Raw genomic sequence first — 21,033 nt, forward strand, 5'->3', positions numbered from 1 at the left:
CTGATTTGCTCAGGTTGCTATTTTTAGTTGCTCTATATATTATTAAATCAATATATATTTTAGTACAAACAGTACCGCCAGAACATACATCAGCGTACTGATCTTCTTCTCCTTTGCGTGACCCGTAACCAGATTGATGACGACATAGGAGATAACGCCCATGGCAATACCTTCAGAAATGCTGTACATAAACGGCATGGCGATGATTGCAATGTAGCATGGAATTGCTTCTGTAAAATCGTTGAAGTCGATCTTCGTAATGGAAGTAAGCATTAAGAATCCTACTACTACCAGAGCCGGTGCCGTTGCAAAGGACGGAATCGCTAAGAAGATCGGGGACAGGAATAAGGATAAGCCGAATAAAATGGCTGCTACTACTGCCGTTAAACCTGTTCTGCCGCCTTCGGAAACGCCGGAAGCGCTCTCTACGAAGGTTGTGGTGGTGGAAGTACCGAATAATGCGCCTACGGATGTACCAACAGCGTCTGCCATCAAAGCGCCCTTGATATGCGGAAGCTTTCCGTCTTTATCAAGCATGTCGGCCTTGGAAGCTACACCGATTAACGTTCCCAGCGTATCGAACATATCGACGAATAAGAACGCGAACATAACTACCAGGAAGTCAAGAGATAATACTCTTGAGAAGTCCAGTTTGAAGAACGTCGGAGCCATGCTCTTGATACCGAAACCGGAGGATAAATCCGGGAATACGCTGTACATGCCAAGTTCCGGATTCGGCTGATATAAGCCGACCGCCTGGCAGATCATGCCAAGAATCCAGGTTGCCAGGATTCCCCATAAGATATTGCCCTTTACATTCTTAACAACTAAAATTGCGGTAATAAGAATACCGATGATTGCTAATAAAACTGTAATTCCTACGGAATTGAAGGTTCCATCCGTTAAAGCACCTTTGAAGGAGTAAACAGAAACAAGTGTGGCGCCGTCCACAACGATTTTCGCGTTCTGAAGGCCGATAAATGCGATGAACAGACCGATACCTACGGATACCGCGTGTTTTAAGTTCATCGGGATTGCGTTGAAGATCGCTTCCCGCACATTGGTCAGTGACAGAAGAATGAAGATAAGACCTTCTACGAATACAGCTGCCAGAGCCATCTCCCAGGTGTAACCCATGTTCAAAACAACGGTGTATGCAAAGTACGCATTTAATCCCATACCTGGTGCAAGTACAAACGGATAGTTTGCAAATGCTGCCATTAACAGAGTCGCTACCAGTGCCGCCAGTGCAGTCGCCGTGAATATGGCGCCGCTGTCCATACCAGTCGCACTTAAGATGCTCGGGTTTACTGCAAGTATGTATGCCATGGTCATAAATGTGGTAATACCGGCTACAACTTCGGTTTTGACGTCCGTGTGGTTTTCCGACAAGTGGAACACTTTCTCAAAAAAGTTCTCGTTTCCCTTCGTTTCCATACTTCCTACCTCCTTGATAGTTGAATGATTTTCGTTTATATAGCAGAGCAGCCCCACGCAGCTCAGTATATATTGGTTTCTTTCGTATATGGTAACTTCTCGAAATTCTATATTCAGTTTTAAATTTACACTTTGCTTTAATTATATCAGAAAATTCTGTTTCCCGCTACGATCTTTCCTTTTATATGCCTCTCATCAGACAAATAGATGAAACGCTCCAGTCTCTCCTTCAGGGAAAGCGGCTGCGGATGGCGGATATCGCTGTCGTCGAGAATCAATGCGTCAAACTCATAACCTTCCATGAAACTTCCAACCTTTCCGAAAAATGAGCCGCCGCCCATGGTTCCCAAATAGAATGCTTCTTCCACAGTAAGCGGTTTTAAGCTGGTATCCTGTAATCTCCATCTCAGCTTGGATACCTGGACTGCGTGTGCCATGGCGTAAAATATGGATTCCTTGCTTCCGCCGGCTACGTCAGAGCCCAGCCCCACGTTGACCCCTTTGTCCAGATAGGTTCTCACCGGAGCAACACCGGATGACAGGTTCGTATTGGATTCCGGGCAGTGGGCGACGTATACGCCGCGTTCTCTCATTAACTCGATTTCCTCTTCAGTCGAGGATACACAGTGAGCCATAATGGTCTTCACATCTCCGCCGAACAGGCCAAACTGATCGTAAGCATCTCCGTAGAAGCGTGACTCCGGGCACAACTCCTGTACCCATGCGATCTCGCCCTGATTTTCAGACAAATGAGACTGAACCGGAAGGTCATACTTCTTCTGAACCTCTTTCAGCTTCCTCATCAGCTCATCCGTACAGGATGGAATGAACCTTGGTGTCAGGATCGGACGGACGTTCTCATACTGATCCGCCGTGTCCTCCAGCCACTTCACCGTGTCGGCCGCGGACTGCTCCGCACTCTCTTCACATAAGTACTCCGGTGAGTTCCGGTCCATGTTGACCTTGCCGATCATGGTCTTTAATCCGGTTTCCTCCATGAGATCCATGAGAAGCTCTGTCGCCTGATTATGGATGGTTGCGAAAATACAGGCTCTCGTAGTCGCACTGCTCCTCATGGAATCAGCAAAAATTCCATAGGCTCTCTTCGCGTACTCTAAATCCCGGTACTTGGACTCCTCCGGAAATGTGTTGGTATTCAGCCAGTCCAGAAGCTCTAAATCCATTCCCAGACCGCGGAACGCATACTGCGGTGCATGGACATGTAAATCCACAAGTCCTGGTGTGATGATCTGATCGCCGCAGTCCGTCACCGGATACGATGCGTATTCCTCCGGCAGTGTCTCAAAAACTCCGGCACACAGCCCCTCCCTGCAGACGAGCCATCCGGCTTCTACCAGTTTTAAGTTCTTTGCATCTTCGCTGTAACAGATATTTCCCTTCAGTACAAAATTCTTATCTCCGGCCATTTTCCCTCCTATTCCGTATTCCTGTTATAGGAGAGACAGCTGTAAAATCGCGTCCGGACGACTTCCATCTCAAAAAAAAACCACCGTCACCCCTATAATTTTCACATGACTGGTGTCTTTTGCAGTCTTTACTGATCGTGCTGACAGTCATGCAAAAACTTATAGACAACTATTACGGTAGTTGGTAGAAACGCTCAACCAATTATGAGCATATATAAGTTTCTTTGAATACTTATCTCTATTAAATTTTCTGACCTCTGACAGTTTGAGTCTACCATATTGTACAACTATTTGTCAATACCATTTTCATTTTTGTGCACTTTTCTTCATTTCTGTCTTTTGGGTGGATATTTTGAATACAATTCGGAAAGGATACTTATAGTTTTTTTCTATAAATCTAAAAAATTATTAGTAATAAAGAGTCCGGCGGGCCGGACTCTCGCGCCGGAGCACGGTCGCTTCAGCGGCCATATTTCCTTAGCGCGGAGTGCGCATACCCAATAAAGCGGTCAGATCAAATACACTCCAACCGCTTCATAATGCATATCATTTTGCTTCATATATTTTAAAACCATTTCCTCCAGCTCTGCGGCGGCACAGTAGGCCAATCCGCATCCGGAGGAAATCTGGCGCGGAACCGGAATAAGACGTCCCGGGATTCCGCCGTTTAAACAGGCTTTCTCCATCGCAATCGCTTCTGCCGTTGTGTGGAAAGTCACGATCACTTTATTTTCCTTTTGCCTCATTAATTTCTATCCTTCTATCGTCAGTTCGAACTCCGAACCAGTCTCTTTTACCAGCACGATGAGTCCTCTGCTCTTAACAAACTTCTCTACATTCGTCCTGGAATGCGGCTCGCTCACCAGAACTTTCAATTTCTCTCCCGGATGGGATTTCAATGCGTCCGACACCAGCATTAACGGTTCCGGACACGATAAGCCTCTTGCATCTACTTCGTACATGTGGGTTTCCTCCTGATCTCTGATTTCTGTTCTTCTATTTTTTCTCCCGCTGAATTCCCGGAAGAAAACCAATCACAAACAGCACCGCGATACATATGATAACCGCTGCTTTTCCAGCCATTCCCGGGCCTCCGGCTACCGCTGGTGAAGCGTCCGTCGCTGCCGCTGCTGCCGCGCCGGCAAGTCCAAAGTTATGGCAGAGAGCCGCGCCTATGAACATTCCCAGGAAGGTAACAGCGGAATCGGAAGATCCCTGTCCCGCCAGTACCAGCTGTCTTAAGGGACACCCGCTTGCAAGGACGGCTGCAAATCCAACCACATACATACCGAGTATATTCCACAAATGCTGTGCATGGGCTACCGGCTGACCGTCAAAGGAAAGCCTAAACCCTCCGGTTGCAATATTAAAGATAAGCATTATTACGAAAAATGCTCCGATGACCGTAATCAAATCAAAGTTTTTCATTAAAATCACATCTCGAAAGCTTCCTGCAAAGCAGGTCCGGCATTTCTGTGAGACCGCTCCGAATACCAGCCCGCCCACAAGTGCTATGAGAACCGGCGCGTGCATGCTTCCCGGCCCCTTCTCGCTGACTGCCATCAGAGTCGTCGTCACGCTCAAGATCAGTACAATAACCAAAAGTACCGGCAGAACGTATCCGCTGACGCTTCTTGACTCATAAGATCTTCCCAGGCTGAAGCCCTTCTTAAGTGCGGCTGTTCCGGTAAAGACTCCGCCCACAAAGCCAACCAGAGCTACGTAGGCGTTCAAATCGCCTGCCGACATACGGATCAGCATACGCAGCGGACATCCCAGAAATACAAGGGCGCCGATCATCATAATCATCCCCAGCACAAACCGTATCATCGGTGAAGAGCCTGCCGTGGAGCGGTATTCTTTTGTGATCAGAGATATTAAAAACGCTCCCACCACAATTCCTACAATCTCAGGCCGCACATACTGCACCACCGCCGCCTGGTGTAATTTCATGGCCCCCGCCGTGTCACGGATAAAGCAGGCGATGCAGATCGCCATATTCTTCGGGTTTCCGAAGAAGGCCAGCGCCGCCGCAACGACACCCAGCGCTGCCCCTGATAACGCCAGTGTTTTTTTCGATTCCGTCAAGTTCATATTGTCCCCCTTTTCTCATAAATAACAGTTTCGCCCTATGTCAGTTTGTACAGAAAAGCGCTTATACAAGCCAGCTTGTAACACACTTTTCTGTACAAACTGCCGCATGGCTGAACTGTCACAGATTTTATGAAATCAGTGTAGCAAAGAAAGGGACCTCTGTCTAATTGATAATCGTATTACGCTTATAGATTTTATCTATAAGTAAGCATACAGTTCCCTAACAAACTGTATGAACAGCCGGGCCGCCTTGCCAGGCTTATTGCTCTTACTCCAGACCATGTAAAGTTTTCGGTAAATATCGCCCTCTGCCAGAGGAAAACGCAGAAGCTGACCCTGAGCCACATAATCTTCCACCGCGGCACTGGATATAATGGCAATTCCCATGGCGGTGCTGACCGATTTTTTAATGGTCTCCTGATTGCTTATTGTGGCTACCACGTTCATGCGTTTTAAATCTACGCCGTGTTCCTTCAAATACTGTTCCGTTTCCTTTCGCGTTCCGGATCCGTCCTCCCGGACAATCCATTTCTCCTCATAGAAACGTTCCATGGGAAAGCCAGTCTTCTCATATTGCCGGTATGTCTCCACATTTGGTGTAATCACCACGAGACGGTCGTAATAAAATGGCTCAAACACACAGGTCGGATCCTCCAGCCGCGTGCCGGTAAAGCCGATCTCCACCTTCCCATCCAACACCATGCGGACTACTTCCAGGCTGTCCGCCTCCATTAATTCCAGCTGATTACCGGGATACGTCCTGGAAAACAGGGAAAGGATCTGGGGAAGAATATACTGTCCTGGAACAGTGGAAGCACCCACTGTTATCTTTTGAACGCCCGGCGTATCGGTCCTCGTAAAATCGCGGAGAATATTTTTCTCCAGCTGCAGCATTTTTCTGGCATTGTCGTACAGGAGTTCCCCGGACGGTGATAATTCCACGTCCTTCGTCGTGCGGATAAACAGCCTGGCACCCAGCTCCTTTTCCAGCGAATGGATGTGGGCGCTGACCGTTGGCTGGGTCAGATACAGTTTCCCCGCGGCCTGAGAAAAGCTTTTTACCTCTGCCACGCAGACAAAGGCCTCCAGTTGTTTCAGATTCATAGACATTTCCCCCTGTCAGAAGCTGGAATTCTATTACTTCATTGCATGAATAACGTGGTAATAGTGCAATGCAGTACTAGCCTTCTGCAATTTCATGTACTGCACGGACGGCCTCGCCGATCTCGGCTTCCGTATTAAAGTGTGACATGGAAAAACGGACGGCTCCGGTGCTCTCCGTCCCCAGTGCCCGATGCATCAGGGGCGCACAATGGGCGCCTGCCCTGGTATAGATCTCGTAGTGATACGCCAGCTCGTCCGCCACCTCACCGGAATCGTAATCCCGGATATTCAATGACACGATAGGCGCCCTCTGTCCCGTAAAATCACCGTAAATGGTCACTCCCGGAATGGTTCTCACCCCATCGTAAAACTGCCTCATCAGAGAAAGTTCTCTTTCCCTGATCTGCTCCATGCCAATTTCCTGAATATAGCGTAAAGCCGCGTAAAGTCCGGCAATTCCATGACCATTTAAAGTTCCGGCCTCCAAAGCAGTCGGCATATCCTCCGGATGGGCCTTTGAATAGCTGTGGACTCCGCTTCCTCCCACGATAAGAGGTCTCACAGCAACTCCCTGGCGCACGCAGATTCCTCCAGTTCCCTGGGGGCCGAGCAGGCCTTTGTGTCCGGTGAAGCAGAGAACATCAATTCCCATTTCTTCCATATTAATATCGAACACGCCTGCGGTCTGGGAAGCATCCACAACGAAAAGCAGGCCTTTCTTGCTGCAAAAGCGCCCAATTCGTCCGATATCCACCATATTTCCGGTAAGGTTGGAGGCATGGGTACAGATGATTCCTTTCGTATTGGGCCTGATTGCCTTTTCAATATCCTCGTAGCAGATGCAGCCATTTTGATCAGCGGGAAGAATCGTCAGCTCCAGTCCGGCTTCTTCCAGAAGATAGAGCGGACGCAGAACGGAGTTATGTTCCAGCATTGTGGTGATTACGTGATCTCCCGGTCCGAACAGGCCGAAGACTGCCATATTCAGGCTTTCGGTGGAATTGGCCGTAAATGCCACCCGGGATGGGTCACCCGCATGGAACAGCTCCGCCAGCAGCTCTCTGGCAGAATAGATCTGCCTGGACGCATCCAGAGATGCGCCGTGAGCCCCTCTGCCGGAGTTTCCCATATGGTGCATGGCCTCCTGTACCGCCTGATACACCGCCTCCGGCTTTTGGTACGAGGTGGCGGCATTATCGAGATAGATCATAATCTCACCTCAGTTTCACAAATTTATCTTCCAGTTCCTTCACACAGCCAATCACTGCAAATGCAGTCTCCAAACCGGCTTCCCGCAGCCCGGCCGTTATCTTTTCTCCATCCTCCGGCGTTACACTGACTAAAAGTCCCCCCGATGTCTGAGGATCACAGAAAATATCACACAGAAACTCCTCTGTATCCCCGAAATCAACCTTATTCTCAACAAACGAACGGTTTCTGTAAGCTCCCGCCGGAATCAGTCCCATCTTTGCCAGATCCGGAGCTTCCTTCTGAAGCGGTAAATCCGACATATGGATTTCCAGAGTCACACCGCTTCCTTCCGCCATCTCGACGCTGTGACCGGCCAGGCCGAACCCTGTCACATCCGTACAGCTGTGCACGTCAAACTGTTCGATCACGCGCTTGGCCGTCTTGTTTAAGGAGGTCATAACCCGGATCACCTCCGCCTTCGCCTCCTCGGAAGCCATATCCGCCTTCACCGCCGTATTGACGATACCTGTTCCCAGTGGTTTCGTCAGAATCAGCACATCGCCTGGTCTTGCGCCGCAGTTTTTAAAAATCCGGTCCGGATGGACGAATCCCGTCACGCTTAAGCCGTACTTCGGCTCATCATCCTGAACGGAATGGCCGCCTGCCAGGACCGCTCCCGCTTCCGCGACCTTTGAAGCGCCGCCCTCCAGAATCTTACCGAGAAATGCCGGATTGACGCAGTTAGGCCAGGCCACGATATTGAGCGCCACCTTCGGTTCTCCGCCCATGGCATAAATATCGCTTAATGCGTTGGCCGCCGCTACCTGGCCGAACGTATAGGGGTCGTCCACCACCGGTGTGAAAAAATCCAGCGTCTGTATGAACGCCAGCTCATCGTTCACCCGGTATACGGCTCCATCATCGGAGGTCTCGATTCCCACCAGCAGATTCGGATCATCGGCCTTTGGAAGATTCTCCAGCACTCCCGCCAGAGTCCCCGGACCAATCTTGGCAGCACAGCCCGCTGTCTTTGTCATTTGTGTCAGCCTTACTTCGTTGTCTGGTATCATGTTTTCCCCGCTCCCTTATTTATAGATTTTATCTATTATCATTGTAGCACATAAAAATATTTTAGCAATACTAATTCTTTTTCAGCAAAACGGTTATAAATGGGCAGAGGGATTAAATGTGTCATTTATTGAATAAGCCCCATACACCGCTTCGTTATCTCTGTGGTATCAATATATGGAATCGCTTCGAGAAAGTCGTCTGTCTTCACATGTTCGTAATAGGCTCTGATAACCATGTTCAACAGCTCCAGAGGCACCACCTCCCGTTCTGTAGGTGTAAACTGTCCATAAGGCGTGGCAAACTGAACCCGCCGGATCCGCTGCTCTTTAGCCTTATCAATGACAGAGTATGTATGGAAATCGCCGTCCGGCAGATTTACACGCACCTCGCAAACGTATTGGTTGTCCACACCGTAAAACTGAAGGAAACCGTCCTGGGACTCCAGAATCAGGAAATCCTCCCTGCCCTGTTCAACCATCATAACATAAGAATCAATATCCCGATGTAATACATTTTCTATAATCTGACCGGAGGGCAGCTGCACATTAATGGCCCGATAAACGCTTTCTGTAGGTAATTTCCCTTCCGCAAACAGAAATGCCACATCACAGAAACTCTTTACATTGTCCTCCGGCCCATTTAAAATCCGCTTGTGGGCCTTTGTGATGGGAGAAATCTGAGCACTTGTCTGGTTTTTCAGGATCGGCAAGCCCTCATCTACGAACCACGCAAACCCCTTTTCCTTCATCCCAAGACGCAGCATAGTTTCCCCCAGATAAATACCGTAGTGAACTGCGACATTCCACAACGTATCTGCCCCTTCCTTTCCGTCATACTCTGTAAGATGGTCATAATACGTGCCTAAGATTGACTCAACTTCCGCAATACTCTTTTCTGAGTAGTCAAGTATAATATTGCTTTTTAAAGCATGGACAGCAGTCCTGTCCACAATTTCCTGATAGTTTATATCCATATGTTCCTCCTGATTTTGTTCAAAATGCCTCTCCTACTCAAGCACAATCTCCTCCTGCAGTGTCAGCGAATAAATAATCTTCTCCGTCACCTTTTTCCCCGTCATCTGTTCCAGCGCACGCTTATAGTACTCCAGCTGGATCCCGTACCGCTCTGTCAGCAGGGATTCGCGGCCTCTCACCACGTGGTCGGTCTTGTAATCGATCAGGACGAGGCCATCTTCCTCTTCCATATATGCATCGATAATTCCCTGAATCAGGACGAGCTCGTCGGAATTGCAGACCTCCATCTCGCGGGCCGGAATTCCGATGACGAATTGCTGTTCCTTATAAAGGAGGCCTTTGGCCTGCGCGGCACTCATGCGCCGGCCAAGGGGGGAGCTTAAGAAATTCCATAAAATCCCGGCATCCAGAAGGGACAGGCTCTCTTCGTCCATGTACTTCTCCCTGCGGAACGTATCCAGTGCCATCTCCACATCGGAAATGGTTTTCATACCGGGGAAGTTTAACAGTTCCAGTGCACGGTGATAGGCGGTTCCGCGGAATGCGCCGCCGCCCTGATCCTTTTTCCCGCTTTCTTCCAGCAGAAAGGCCGGAATCGTAGGCAGGAAGGTGCTCTCCTCGTCATCGATCAGCTGGCCCTGTTTCTTAAGCTCCGATACGGAAAGCTTCGTGTGGAGGCCGATGTCCGCGGTATGGGGATAACGGTATGCAAAGGCCGCGGATATGCCTGCGGCATACGCTTCATCGTAAATACGGGCGCAGTCAAAGTTCAGCAGTTCTTCCTTAGACAGCTTCTTTTCCGCCTGATGTTCGATCTCCACGCCTACCAGATCGGCCACGGAATAAGACCTTACCGTCATCAGGCCTGTTTCCGCTCCCGCGTCCGACAGAAGCGCCGACTCCGACAGTTTTCCAGATAGGCTCATGAGCAGCCAGTCCAAAAACGAATCCGCCGTTGACAGGATGGTAAACGGAATCTGCCCGGCCGTTCTCTTAATATCGGAAAAGCGCTCCAGTTTTTTATCCAGATAGCGGTCCGTGCCCGTCATAATCAGCTTTTCCTTCGCTCTGGTCATAGCCACGTAGAGAACACGCAGTTCTTCTCCCAATGCTTCCAGCTCCAGGCGCCGTCTGAGGACATTCTTCTTTAATGTCGGTGTCTTGACTCGCAGCTCTAAGTCCAGATAATCCGTGGCAATTCCCAGATCCGGGTCAATGAGGATCTTTCCATATAAATCCTGTTTATTAAACTTCTTGCCCATGCCCGCCAGAAAGACTATCGGGAATTCCAGTCCCTTGCTCTTATGAATGCTCAAAATCCGCACGGTATTCTCGTCTCCGGCCAGGGCGGCCTCTCCGAAGTCCGTGTCATATTTTTTTAAGTTCTCGATATAGCGGATAAAATGAAACAGCCCGGAATAGCTGGTCTTATCATAGGCTGACGCCTTTTCCACCAGCATGTCCAAATTCGCCTGTCTCGCCTCTCCCGCTGGCATGGCCGCGATATAATCGTAATATCCGGTATTTTCATAGATGATATACAGAAGCTCATGGATGGACAGATAGCCGGCTATGCGGCGGTACTCTGCCAGTTCATTGGAAAACGCCGCGAGCTTTCCGTAAAGCGCTCCCTCCCGTTCATCCTCCGGACAGTTTTCCAGATAATACATCCACGCTCCGTAGATTCCCCTGTCCTGTCCCTTTTTCGCCGTTCTCTTGAACACGGCCATAAGGCGGGCCAATTCTTCGTCCGTGGCTCCCACGATGGGGGACTTTAAGACCGCAGCCAGCGGAATATCCTGCATCGGATTATCGATGATGCTTAAGAAGCACAGCACCGTTTCGACCTCAATCGCCGTAAAGTAGCCGGTTCTCCGCTCCGCATAGGCCGGTATTCCCTCATTCATTAAGATATTGACGAAATCCTCAGCAAATCCGCTTAAGCTGCGCAGAAGGATAACCATATCGCCGTAACAGGCGGTCCTGTAGCGCTTTTCCTTCTTATCCCAGACCTTTAACCCGGTCTCAGGGTTTATCAGTTCCTTCATCCGGGCAGCGATCAGCTTGGCCTCCATCTCGCGGGCCGTATAATCGTCCGCAGGATCCGCCTCCAGCTGTTTTAACAGGCCGCCTCCCGAGTTGACCATATGAAGTTCCAGTTTTCCTCCAACCATCTCTTCCGTCGGTTCAAATACCGCGCCGGGATGGAGAGCCGCGTCTTCCGTATAGAGAATTCCGCCCAGACCTTTCGTCATGATCTGATAAAATACCTCATTGATACCGGAAAGCACACTGTCCCGGCTTCGGAAATTCTGGTGCAGCTCAATCGTCTGATACAGGCCGTCCTCTCTGGGATAAGACTCGTATTTCTTTAAGAATAATTCCGGCCTGGCCAGACGGAATTTGTAGATACTCTGTTTCACGTCGCCCACCATAAACACGTTGGGCCTCCCGAACCGTTCCCTGGAAATGGCGTGGATCAGCGCCTCCTGCACGTCGTTGCTGTCCTGGTACTCATCCACCAGAATCTCTTCAAACTGGCGGCTCAGCTCGTCGGCTGCGGCAGACGGAGTTCGTTCTCCCTCGTCCGTCTCTTCCAGAAGCACCTCCAGCGCGTAATGCTCCAGATCCCCGAAATCCACCAGGTTCTTTTCCTGCTTGGCTTCCTGGTAGCGGTCGTGAAATTCTCCGGCCAGTCTCAGCAGCATCCGCACCGCGCCCGCAGTCCCCTTTAAGTCACGCACCACGGTATCAATGGATTCAAAACAGTATAAATCACGGAGTTTTCCGACCGCCTTCTTTACCCGGTCCCTGCATCCGGTCACAAACGATTTCTTATCCGCGTCGATCTCCTTACTCCGGATGGAGGCCAGACGGTCGAAGGAGGCGCTGCCTAACAGTTCATTAAGGCAGCCGTAATCCTTTGCGTTCCCGATGGCCTGCAGCATGCGCAAATCCGATGTCAGCATGGGAATATAGGCCGCAGGCCCGTTTTCCTCGTCACAGACGGCAAGCGCCTCCTTCAGCTGGGCGCAGAATTCCCCTGTCTGCATGGCGACATCCCACATCAGGAAACGCATCCACTCCGTCTCCATAAGCCTGTCGCCGCTTCCCTCCTCGTAGTCCTCCAGCTCCCTTTCGCAGGCCTCCAGCCATTTTTCCGGCCACGGATTGCTTCCGGAAAAGTTGTAGACAGCCATAATATGATCCTCAATGCCCCGGTCCGATTTGCCGGTGGCATACGTCTCCACAAACCGGGAAAATTCCTCATCCCCGGCTTCGTAGTAGTCCTCCAGCAGCCGTTCCATCACGGAGCCGCGAAGCAGGAGGAGTTCCCCTTCATCGCCCACACGAAAAGCCGGATCGATGTCCAGCCGGTTATAGTGCTCCCGGATGATTCCCAGACAGAAGCTGTCAATAGTCGTAATCCGGGCGTAGGGTATCATGGCCGCCTGCATCTGCAGATGACCGTTTTCAGGGTCCTCCTTCAATTTTTCATCGACGGCCAGAAGTACACGCTCCCGCATCTCATCCGCCGCCGCCTTCGTAAATGTCATAACCAGAAGCTGATCGATGTCCAGGGGATTCTCTCCCTCCGTGATCATGCGGATAATCCGCTCCACCAGAACCGCTGTCTTTCCGCTGCCCGCCGCCGCGGAAACGAGAAGATTGCGGTTTCTGCTTTCAATGACCGCTTTCTGTTCTTTTGTCCAGTTAATCGCCATCCTGCTGCTCTCCTTCTATCTCCGGCCATATTTCATCTGATTTCAGTGGTTTGAATTTGCGGAAGCCAAACCCGGAGGTTTTTAAATCGAAGCCGCACACCGCATGGTACGGGCAGTAATCGCAGGCCGTCTTATTTCCCTGCTTGTACGGGTTCACCGCCACGGCTCCTTCCAGGATCTCGCGTCCTTCGGTCTTCAGCTTCTCGTTGACATAGCGTTTTAAGGCCGAGAACCGTTTTCCCCCCGCTACGGACGACTTCGCCTCCTGGATCAGGCCGTTCTTCATCGCCACCGGGATGACATCGGATTCCGTCTCAATCTCGTGATCCAGATGGCTGATGACCTCCAGCTCGCTGTTTACCAGACCGTTCATGCGCAGTTCCTTTAGAATCCGTCTGTCGATGGCCTCCGGGGTCATGTCTCCTTCCCGGTCGATCACCGGATCGTTGATATTATAATAGAAAATACCGGCCGGGATCACTGCCTTGTCCGGATTGCGACGTTCCTCCATCTCCATGGCCGCGTCCATATAGACCACCAGCTGCAGCTGCAGTCCGTAATAAAGCGCAGTCAGATCGAAGGAAGTCCCGCCGGATTTATAATCGATGATCTTCACATATACGTGTTCCTCATCCTCGCACAAGTCCATACGGTCGATACGTCCCCTCAAATGAAGCGCTTCCTCCTCGGAGAGAGCGATTTTCATGGCCTTCAGATTATCGGCGGCCGAGAAGGACACCTCGAATCCTACCGGCGTGAAATCGCCTTTCTTCAGCTGTTCTGCCAGGGCCCATATGGTACGGTCCGTGATCTTCTCCACCTTGCGGGCCAGATAGGCATTTCTGGCAGAGCTCTTTAAAATCGTATTCCCATATTCCTCGGTCACCTCGGTCACGGCGGTATGCACCAGAGCCTTTCTCTCGTCTTCCCCGATCGTCTTCCAGTCGCCTCCCTGTTCCTTCATCTTCTTAAAACAGAGGTCGATGGAATCGTGAAACAGATTACCGATGTCCATAGCCGCCAGCTCATGCTGCTGGCGCTCTGCCAGCTCCAGACCGTAATTCAGGAAGTGGGCATAGGCACAGGACGCGTACTGTTCCAGCCTCGTGACACTGCCGCCCAGCACCGTGCCGTACAGCGCCTTCGCCGCCATTTTCCCGATTCCGCGCTCCTCATAGGCGTAAAATGCCGCATCTACCAGTCTTTTTACGTTCTCTCTCTGCTCCTCATCCATCATAAAATGGCGGAACAGCTCCAAGAATTCCGAATCCTCCCGGGTCATCTCGAAGTTCCGAAGGCCGTGGGTCAACTTATCCCTGGCTTCCCGGATGGAGAGCGGCACGCCGGCCGCTTCATCCGATGCGGCCACAACGGTCAGCTGCGGAAACAGCTTTCTTAACTCTCCCAGCAATATCGATGGCCGCAGGCTCTTTCCCGACGCATCCATGGCCGAGAAGGAGAGATAAAGCCGTTCCGCCGGCTTCGTTAAAGCGAGATACAGATAGAACCGCTGACGGAAGCTCTCCACACGCACGGTGGGCGCCAGCTCAATATGATGGCTTCCTAAAAATTCCCGCTCCTTATCCGTAAACAGGCTGCTGTTTTCCTTCTTCTGCGGCACGATTCCATCGTTTACACCAATAAAAAAAAGAATTTTGATATGGTCGAGACGCGTTCTCGTAATATCGCCCACCACGATCCGGTCCACGGCCGCCGGGATCAGGCCTACCTTGATTTCGGAAAAGCCCGCGTCCAGAATCTCCGCGTACTCCCTGCGGCTCACCTTCTCGTCCCCTAAGAGCCTGGCGAGACGGTCCATCAGATCGACGACGAGGCCGTACACCTGACCGTATTCTTTGGCAAGCCCAAACTCTCCCTGTTCCCGAAATGAGGCCTCTCTGGTCAGCATCTTCTCCTCCACCGAGAGCGCCTCCAGAAGCCGGACCACGGCTTCCGTCATGGTGCGCACCGTTCTTCCCTCTTCCCGAAACGCCTCGATAAACGCCGTGAGAGGCGCCATAATCTCTTCCCGGAGCTGGTTTAACTCCTCTAAATTTAAGTCCTTGCCGCCGCGGTACCAGCCCTCCCAGGTGGTATTCCACCGCTTTAATCCCCGGATTCCCATGGCGATCACGTAGTTCTCCAGGCGGTCCAGCCTGCGCTCATCCTCCGGCTTCGTCACAAGACCGGTTCTTAAGTAGCGGAACACGGTTTCGTAGGAAAAATCCTTCTGAATCGTCTCCAGCGCCGCGCGCACCAGCTCGACCATGGGATTTTTCAGGATGCTCTTTTTGTCATCCAGGAAATATGGAATCTCCGACGCATCAAACTGATGGATCAGCTCTCCTGCAAAGCTTCCGATGTCGCCGGTGATAACGGCCATATCACGGTACCGGTATCCCTCGCGCAGCAGTTTTCCGATCTGACGGACCACGTGGGAGATCTCCCCGGCTGGATTCACCGCCTGCACCAGGCGGATCTCATCCGCTTTGCCGGAATACACACGGCCGCTGTAGCGGTATAAGTTCTGCTCCAGAAAATCAAGCGCCGAATGGGACGGCGTGTCTGCTGCCGGCTGCTCCATCTGCTGCTCTACTCCGCTGCGGTACCGGACAGCCGGATGGTCGTCGAGAACGATATCCGGTTCCCGTTTTACGTGATTCTGGCGGGCCAGTGCGTTTAACTTATCCATCATCTCACTGCTCATGTGAAATAAGTCCTGTACTCCCCTATTCCCCCGCTCCGCCACGGATGGATCGATGGTCACGGTCACGGTCACCCGGCGGCTGTAACGGAGAAAAAGGTCCAGCAGGCGGTACTGGACCGGAGTAAAGCCCGTGTAGCCGTCCAGAGTGATCACACTGTCTTTGATCAGCCTCGATTCCGGCAGATGCTTGCAAAGCACATCCAGAATCTCCTCCGTCGTAATATAGCGGTCCTTGATATACTCCTTAAACGCCTTATAAATGACGGAAATATCCTCCAGCTTCTGGCGGAGCATGGGGCTGGTGGTCTCCGGGATCTTCGCGTCCAGCATTTCCGGCGTAATGCCGTACTGGTAAAGCTCTGAAAGCATGGATTTTAACTGGCCGATAAAGCCGTTTTGATTCAGATGAGACTGGTACAGCGGCAGTTCCTTCTGTTTGCCTCCTGTCACCTTTCTCAAAATCATGGATTTTCCCATATCGTCCAGGACGTCCGGGTTTACGATGGCAAGCTCCTCGAAAACACGGTACGCCAGACGCTGGAAGCTGACAATATCAATATTCATCACGCCATGGTTCGGATGCAGCGTCACAATCTCCTTCTGTGTCTGCATGGTAAACTGCTCCGGTACAATGGCAAAATACTTCGTGTCCGGATTCTCAATGGAATCCCTGATCAAATCGGTATACAGGCGGTGTGTCTTTCCGGAACCGGAACCGCCTGTTAATAACTGTATGGACATATCTTTCGTGTTGCTCCTTCCCTCTCAAGCCTTTCACATTTTAATGGCTATCCAACTATATTTTACTATATGTTGATGTACAAGTCCATCGTTTTCAGAACAACAGTTCTCTTTTGCCGTCTATTCATAAACCGCCCCCAAGCAGAATACATTATATCAAAACCCGTTCGGAGGACCTTATTTTAATATGAGCTCTAAAACAAAAATTGTTGTACTGCGGATGAAAGAAATCATCTACACCGCCATCTTTGTCGGCCTCGGAATACTGTTAATCACCCTGTTTCTCATCATGTTCCGGCCGAAAAAAGATACCGTTCCCACTTCCGGAGAAGTGGCCACCTATGTGCCCGGAGTTTACTCTTCCGCGATCACGCTGAATAACCAGGATGTCAACGTACAGGTAACCGTGGATGCGGATAAGATTACATCGGTCACCCTCGTTCCCTTAAGCGAAGCGGTCACCACCATGTATCCGCTGATGCAGCCGGCCATGGACACACTCTCGGAGCAGATTGTAAAAAATCAGTCCACCAAAAACATCTCCTACTCCGATGAGACACGATACACATCCACCGTCCTCTTAAAAGCAGTCGACACGGCGCTGACTAAAGCCGAAATTGCAAAATAAGAATATGGTATGGGGATTGTGTTTTCTCTTTTCTCCCTGTATAATGAGATCAGAATACATAATTATTTTACAGTAAGAGGAACGGGATATGAGTCAGAAAAGCAGGACACAGAGTGTCATGGGGCAGAATCAAATTACAGAAGGAGTGATCTGGAAACAGCTTCTTCTGTTTTTCTTTCCAATTTTATTCGGAACATTTTTCCAGCAGCTCTATAACACCGCCGATGCCGTGATTGTAGGGCGGTTCGTTGGAAAGGAAGCGCTGGCAGCCGTAGGAGGTCCTACGGGAACCCTGATCAATCTTCTTGTGGGGTTCTTCGTAGGACTTTCTTCCGGTGCCACCGTAATTATCTCCCAATTTTACGGTGCGAAACAACCGGACCGGGTGAGCAGGGCGGTACATACGTCGATTGCATTTTCCATTGCCGGAGGCATCGTGCTTATGGTCATCGGTGTGGCAGGCGCGCCGTGGGCCTTATCTGCCATGGGTACGCCGGATGATATATTGAATCACGCGGTTCTGTATATGCGAATCTATTTCCTGGGAGTCATCGGCAACCTGATCTATAACATGGGCGCCGGTATCCTGCGGGCGATCGGGGACTCGAAACGGCCGCTGTACTTCCTGATTGCCAGCTGTTTTACCAACATTGTACTGGATATCGTTTTCGTCGTCTACCTGCATATGGGCGTCATGGGAGCCGCGCTGGCTACCATCATCTCCCAGCTGGTCAGCGCCGTACTGGTCATCATCGTGCTGATGAAGACGAAGGAGTCATACCATCTGATCCCCCGGTCTATTCGGCTGGATCTGGACATGCTGAAGCGGATTATCCAGATCGGATTCCCCGCGGGTCTTCAGTCTGTCATGTACTCCGCCTCCAACGTGATAATCCAGTCCAGTGTCAATGCGCTCGGAACTGACACTATAGCCGCCTGGACCGCATACGGAAAAATCGACAGCGTGTTCTGGATGATCATCAACGCCTTCGGCATCTCCGTTACCACATTCGTTGGACAGAACTACGGTGCCGGGAAAAAGGACAGGGTTCACAAGGGAGTTCGCGTGTGTCTGGCCATGAGCTTTGCCGCCACCTTCCTGTTAAGCGTCCTGCTGTACTGCGGCGGCAGCTATATCTATCTGCTGTTTACCACGGACGCGGCGGTTATCGAAAAAGGAACCGAGATCCTGCAGTATCTGGTTCCGACCTTCTTCACCTACGTCTGCATCGAGATTTATTCCGGTTCTCTGCGAGGCGTCGGCGACTGCTGGATTCCCATGATTATCACCTGTCTGGGCGTCTGTGCACTCCGTGTCGTCTGGATCTGGGCTGCGGTACCGCTTCGTCCGACGATTCAGACCGTTATTTTCAGCTATCCGCTGACATGGGTCATCACTTCGATCCTGTTCTTCTTCTATTTTAACTGGTTTTCCAAGCTGAAGAAACACCACTGGTATGGGTTTCGGAGTCGGAACCGTTAGAGTGTGTCAGAAAGCAATTTTTAAACACGCTCCAGGCCTTGCCTACTCCATTGGAGCACGGTAAAAGCCGCCGTAGAACTGCTGGGTCCGGAACATATTGACGATCACATGCTCATCCACCTCATGAAGCAGGGTGATGATATCCGCCACCTCGTAGGAAGACACCACGGTGTGAAGCAGGTACATGTGTTTTTTGCTGTATCCGCCGATGGCATCCACACAGGATATTCCGTGCCGGAAGATCTTTACATAGGCGTCCGTCATCTCCAGGCCTTTGGAGGTCGTAATCTGCAGTGTCACCCGCTCATAGCGGTGATGGAAGGTGGATACGATCATCGTGGACACAAACTGAAACAGAATCGAATATCCCGCGTAATCCCATCCGAAGATAGCTCCGAAGATACATAAAAGCACCACATTTCCCACAAATACAGACGTCCAGATGGAATTTCCCGTCTTATTGGATACGTAGAGGGCGATAAAGTCCGTACCGCCTGTAGAGGCATTGCCTCTCAGCGCCAGGACAATGCAGAAACCATACAGCACGCCTCCGTAGATCACATTCAGGATCACGTCCTCGAAGATCGGTGAAAAGTGAAAGATTTTCAAAAATAAACTGGCCAGAAATACCTGGAGCAGGGAAAAAAATGTAAACCGCCGGCTGATACTCTTACTGCAGGCCCAGGCCACCGGAATATTCAAAATCACCATGGCCAGGGAAGTTGACAGATTGATTCCGAACAGGGACGTCACGCGGTCAATCAGGATCGCAATTCCGGTAAACCCGCCGGACAGCAGCCCCGCGGGCCTTATGAACGCCTGAATAACAAATGTCTGAAGCAGCGCCGAACCGATGACCGCCACTGTCGTCATAAATATCCGAAAACGCCTGTTCTTTCTTAACTTCCTCCACATAGTAAAAAACTCCTCTCCTTGTCTGTTCTGAAGCAGTCCAGAGCGTGTTTGGAAATGAATTTTTAAGCACGCACTAATGTTATTATATGTAAAATTGTCACTTCCATCAATATAAATTAAGACAACTTAAAAAATTTTATTCTAGCTATTGATTTTTTTGCTCCTTTCGATTAAAATAGCGATATGGAGATATAGCTCAGCTGGGAGAGCATCTGCTTGACGTGTAGAAGGTCGCAGGTTCGAGCCCTGTTGTCTCCATGGCGAAACCGCCGGAATCCTTATTCGATTAGGTTCCGGCGGTTTTTTTGAATTTCTGAAGGCACACCGCCATTAGGCTCTGCGAACTTCACTGCACCCTGATCTGAATATTATCTTTTTCATTCAGTTCATCTTTGAAAATCCCGATCTCTTTGTATATGGTAATTCTTTTACGTACGATGGGATCCGGTTTGCCGCACTGATGTAGACATTCCTCTACCTTTTCACCGGTCTGATATACTTAAAATACTGTTCCGGATTGAAGTAAAAGTATGTGATTCTGCCCGGTGTGGTATCAAAGCTGCAGCCGGTGCCGGAATAATCAAAAGAAGCCATTGCCGCTTCAATCTTTTCCTCAACACTGCGGTTTTCCTGTTCATAATCGAAGGGGCCGTGTTCAAAGACGACATACTCGGCTTCAGGAACATCAATGAACAGCATCTGCGGCGGTATCTCACCTTTATAATCATAAGGAAGCCGTACGCCGTGACACTCGGTGCGCGGGATTCCCCAGTCGCAGAGTCTGCCTTCCGGGTCGTTAATATAAGCCATGATCTGGCCGCTTCCGCAGTTAGGTTCGCTTCCGCCCTCATCGTCTAATTTCCCCTTGATGCTGTCGAGTAAACCGCAAATGGTTTCGTAATCCTGGCCCGGAATCAGATTCTGTTTCTGCCAGAAATCCCAATACCCATTACTCTCATAATTTTTAATGTGCAGAAATTTGTGTGCAGGTATAGTTACAAAATAAATTTTAATATCATCGGTAGATTTCATCATGCCAATTTCTCCTAATCCTAATAAGTAGCGGTCGAAAGGGTTTATTTTTGTACGCAAAATAACAGGCTTCGGTTTTTTGCGGTATTCACTGGGCGTCATGCCATAAGTCCCTTTAAAAGCCCTGGTAAAGGCTTCATTTGACGAAAAACCATAATCCAGCGCAATATCCAAAAAGCTTTTATCACTGTCCCGGACCTCTTTTAGTGCAAAGGCTAATTTCCTCAGCCTTAAGTAATCCCGAAACTGCATACCCGATATCTCTTTAAATTTTCTCGTCGTATAAAATTCGGAATAACCGAGACTGCGGGAAAGAAAGCTCAGTGTCAAAGCTTCATCGTTATAATTTTTGATGCATTTGTCAATTTCATCGACAAAGATTTGAATCTGTTTCTGCCACTCGTACATTCGTCTGTTCTCCTTGTTTCAACCACCCTACCGTTATTATAAAGCCGAGGAGCAATTCATGCTTGATTTTACTTGCTGTGATTCCTTGATCATAAA

15 protein-coding genes, 1 tRNA gene and 1 riboswitch are annotated in these 21,033 nt (G+C 50.2%); of the genes, 3 read left to right on the forward strand and 13 right to left on the reverse strand.

Annotation, left to right across the window (positions count from 1 at the left end; translation table 11 throughout):
• Positions 1-42: 42 nt before the first annotated feature.
• From DFR60_RS08495 to addB, 11 genes are all read right to left on the reverse strand, one after another.
• A complete protein-coding gene (locus DFR60_RS08495) occupies positions 43-1,437 on the reverse strand; it encodes an NCS2 family permease (protein ID WP_110322504.1) in 1,395 nt (464 codons plus the stop codon).
• Between the two features lie 146 nt (positions 1,438-1,583).
• Positions 1,584-2,864 carry an amidohydrolase family protein gene (locus tag DFR60_RS08500; protein ID WP_110322505.1) on the reverse strand — a complete coding sequence of 427 codons (1,281 nt, stop codon included), beginning with the start codon at positions 2,862-2,864 and terminating at the stop codon, positions 1,584-1,586.
• Between the two features lie 142 nt (positions 2,865-3,006).
• Positions 3,007-3,102: riboswitch (purine riboswitch) on the reverse strand.
• Positions 3,103-3,373: 271 nt separating this feature from the next.
• Complete coding sequence (locus DFR60_RS08505) at positions 3,374-3,610, reverse strand: putative Se/S carrier protein (protein WP_002602677.1); 237 nt, start codon at positions 3,608-3,610, stop codon at positions 3,374-3,376.
• Positions 3,611-3,616: 6 nt separating this feature from the next.
• Entirely contained in the window at positions 3,617-3,826 is a 210-nt protein-coding gene (locus tag DFR60_RS08510) for a sulfurtransferase TusA family protein (protein WP_110322506.1), read from the reverse strand.
• Positions 3,827-3,860: 34 nt separating this feature from the next.
• Complete coding sequence (gene yedE / locus DFR60_RS08515; RefSeq protein WP_110322507.1) at positions 3,861-4,958, reverse strand: YedE family putative selenium transporter; 1,098 nt, start codon at positions 4,956-4,958, stop codon at positions 3,861-3,863.
• 198 nt (positions 4,959-5,156) lie between these two features.
• The gene (locus tag DFR60_RS08520) at positions 5,157-6,062 is read right to left on the reverse strand and encodes a selenium metabolism-associated LysR family transcriptional regulator (RefSeq protein WP_110322508.1); all 906 of its coding nucleotides are present in this window, start codon (positions 6,060-6,062) and stop codon (positions 5,157-5,159) included.
• A 76-nt stretch (positions 6,063-6,138) separates the two neighbouring features.
• Positions 6,139-7,272, reverse strand: coding sequence for an aminotransferase class V-fold PLP-dependent enzyme (locus DFR60_RS08525; RefSeq protein WP_110322509.1), 1,134 nt, complete (start codon positions 7,270-7,272; stop codon positions 6,139-6,141).
• Between the two features lie 4 nt (positions 7,273-7,276).
• Positions 7,277-8,323: a selenide, water dikinase SelD gene (gene selD / locus DFR60_RS08530; protein ID WP_110322510.1), complete on the reverse strand. Its 1,047-nt coding sequence runs from the start codon at positions 8,321-8,323 to the stop codon at positions 7,277-7,279.
• Between the two features lie 125 nt (positions 8,324-8,448).
• Positions 8,449-9,297, reverse strand: a complete 849-nt coding sequence (locus DFR60_RS08535) for a hypothetical protein (protein WP_110322511.1) — start codon at positions 9,295-9,297, stop codon at positions 8,449-8,451.
• A gap of 33 nt (positions 9,298-9,330) precedes the next feature.
• On the reverse strand, positions 9,331-13,023 hold the full coding sequence (gene addA / locus DFR60_RS08540; protein WP_110322512.1) for a helicase-exonuclease AddAB subunit AddA: 3,693 nt from the start codon (positions 13,021-13,023) through the stop codon (positions 9,331-9,333).
• Positions 13,013-16,471, reverse strand: coding sequence for a helicase-exonuclease AddAB subunit AddB (gene addB, locus DFR60_RS08545; protein WP_110322513.1), 3,459 nt, complete (start codon positions 16,469-16,471; stop codon positions 13,013-13,015). Before addB ends, addA begins: the two co-directional genes overlap by 11 nt.
• 187 nt (positions 16,472-16,658) lie before the next feature.
• On the opposite strand from addB, the gene DFR60_RS08550 reads away from it, so the two are divergent.
• Together DFR60_RS08550 and DFR60_RS08555 are read left to right on the forward strand one after the other, a co-directional pair.
• Positions 16,659-17,099, forward strand: a complete 441-nt coding sequence (locus tag DFR60_RS08550) for an FMN-binding protein (RefSeq protein WP_002602667.1) — start codon at positions 16,659-16,661, stop codon at positions 17,097-17,099.
• A gap of 88 nt (positions 17,100-17,187) precedes the next feature.
• Positions 17,188-18,582 (forward strand): MATE family efflux transporter, encoded by a 1,395-nt coding sequence (locus tag DFR60_RS08555; protein ID WP_110322514.1) that lies wholly within the window; start codon positions 17,188-17,190, stop codon positions 18,580-18,582.
• A gap of 42 nt (positions 18,583-18,624) precedes the next feature.
• Here DFR60_RS08555 and DFR60_RS08560 read toward each other — a convergent pair whose 3' ends face one another.
• Entirely contained in the window at positions 18,625-19,497 is an 873-nt protein-coding gene (locus DFR60_RS08560; RefSeq protein WP_110322515.1) for a YitT family protein, read from the reverse strand.
• Positions 19,498-19,682: 185 nt separating this feature from the next.
• On the opposite strand from DFR60_RS08560, the gene DFR60_RS08565 reads away from it, so the two are divergent.
• Positions 19,683-19,755: transfer RNA gene (locus tag DFR60_RS08565), tRNA-Val, on the forward strand.
• A 216-nt stretch (positions 19,756-19,971) separates the two neighbouring features.
• Here the strand turns inward: DFR60_RS08565 and DFR60_RS08570 are convergent.
• Positions 19,972-20,937 carry a helix-turn-helix transcriptional regulator gene (locus DFR60_RS08570; protein WP_110322516.1) on the reverse strand — a complete coding sequence of 322 codons (966 nt, stop codon included), beginning with the start codon at positions 20,935-20,937 and terminating at the stop codon, positions 19,972-19,974.
• Positions 20,938-21,033 lie beyond the last annotated feature (96 nt).

It is taken from the genome of Hungatella effluvii (assembly GCF_003201875.1).
GTDB lineage: Bacteria > Bacillota > Clostridia > Lachnospirales > Lachnospiraceae > Hungatella > Hungatella effluvii.

Coding starts and splice junctions, on each gene's coding strand:
- DFR60_RS08495 (WP_110322504.1), bottom strand. CDS start 1,437: ATGGAAACGAAGGGAAACGAGAACTTTTTTGAGAAAGTGTTCCACTTG.
- DFR60_RS08500 (WP_110322505.1), bottom strand. CDS start 2,864: ATGGCCGGAGATAAGAATTTTGTACTGAAGGGAAATATCTGTTACAGC.
- DFR60_RS08505 (WP_002602677.1), bottom strand. CDS start 3,610: ATGAGGCAAAAGGAAAATAAAGTGATCGTGACTTTCCACACAACGGCA.
- DFR60_RS08510 (WP_110322506.1), bottom strand. CDS start 3,826: ATGTACGAAGTAGATGCAAGAGGCTTATCGTGTCCGGAACCGTTAATG.
- yedE (WP_110322507.1), bottom strand. CDS start 4,958: ATGAACTTGACGGAATCGAAAAAAACACTGGCGTTATCAGGGGCAGCG.
- DFR60_RS08520 (WP_110322508.1), bottom strand. CDS start 6,062: ATGAATCTGAAACAACTGGAGGCCTTTGTCTGCGTGGCAGAGGTAAAA.
- DFR60_RS08525 (WP_110322509.1), bottom strand. CDS start 7,272: ATGATCTATCTCGATAATGCCGCCACCTCGTACCAAAAGCCGGAGGCG.
- selD (WP_110322510.1), bottom strand. CDS start 8,323: ATGATACCAGACAACGAAGTAAGGCTGACACAAATGACAAAGACAGCG.
- DFR60_RS08535 (WP_110322511.1), bottom strand. CDS start 9,297: ATGGATATAAACTATCAGGAAATTGTGGACAGGACTGCTGTCCATGCT.
- addA (WP_110322512.1), bottom strand. CDS start 13,023: ATGGCGATTAACTGGACAAAAGAACAGAAAGCGGTCATTGAAAGCAGA.
- addB (WP_110322513.1), bottom strand. CDS start 16,471: ATGTCCATACAGTTATTAACAGGCGGTTCCGGTTCCGGAAAGACACAC.
- DFR60_RS08550 (WP_002602667.1), top strand. CDS start 16,659: ATGAGCTCTAAAACAAAAATTGTTGTACTGCGGATGAAAGAAATCATC.
- DFR60_RS08555 (WP_110322514.1), top strand. CDS start 17,188: ATGAGTCAGAAAAGCAGGACACAGAGTGTCATGGGGCAGAATCAAATT.
- DFR60_RS08560 (WP_110322515.1), bottom strand. CDS start 19,497: ATGTGGAGGAAGTTAAGAAAGAACAGGCGTTTTCGGATATTTATGACG.
- DFR60_RS08570 (WP_110322516.1), bottom strand. CDS start 20,937: ATGTACGAGTGGCAGAAACAGATTCAAATCTTTGTCGATGAAATTGAC.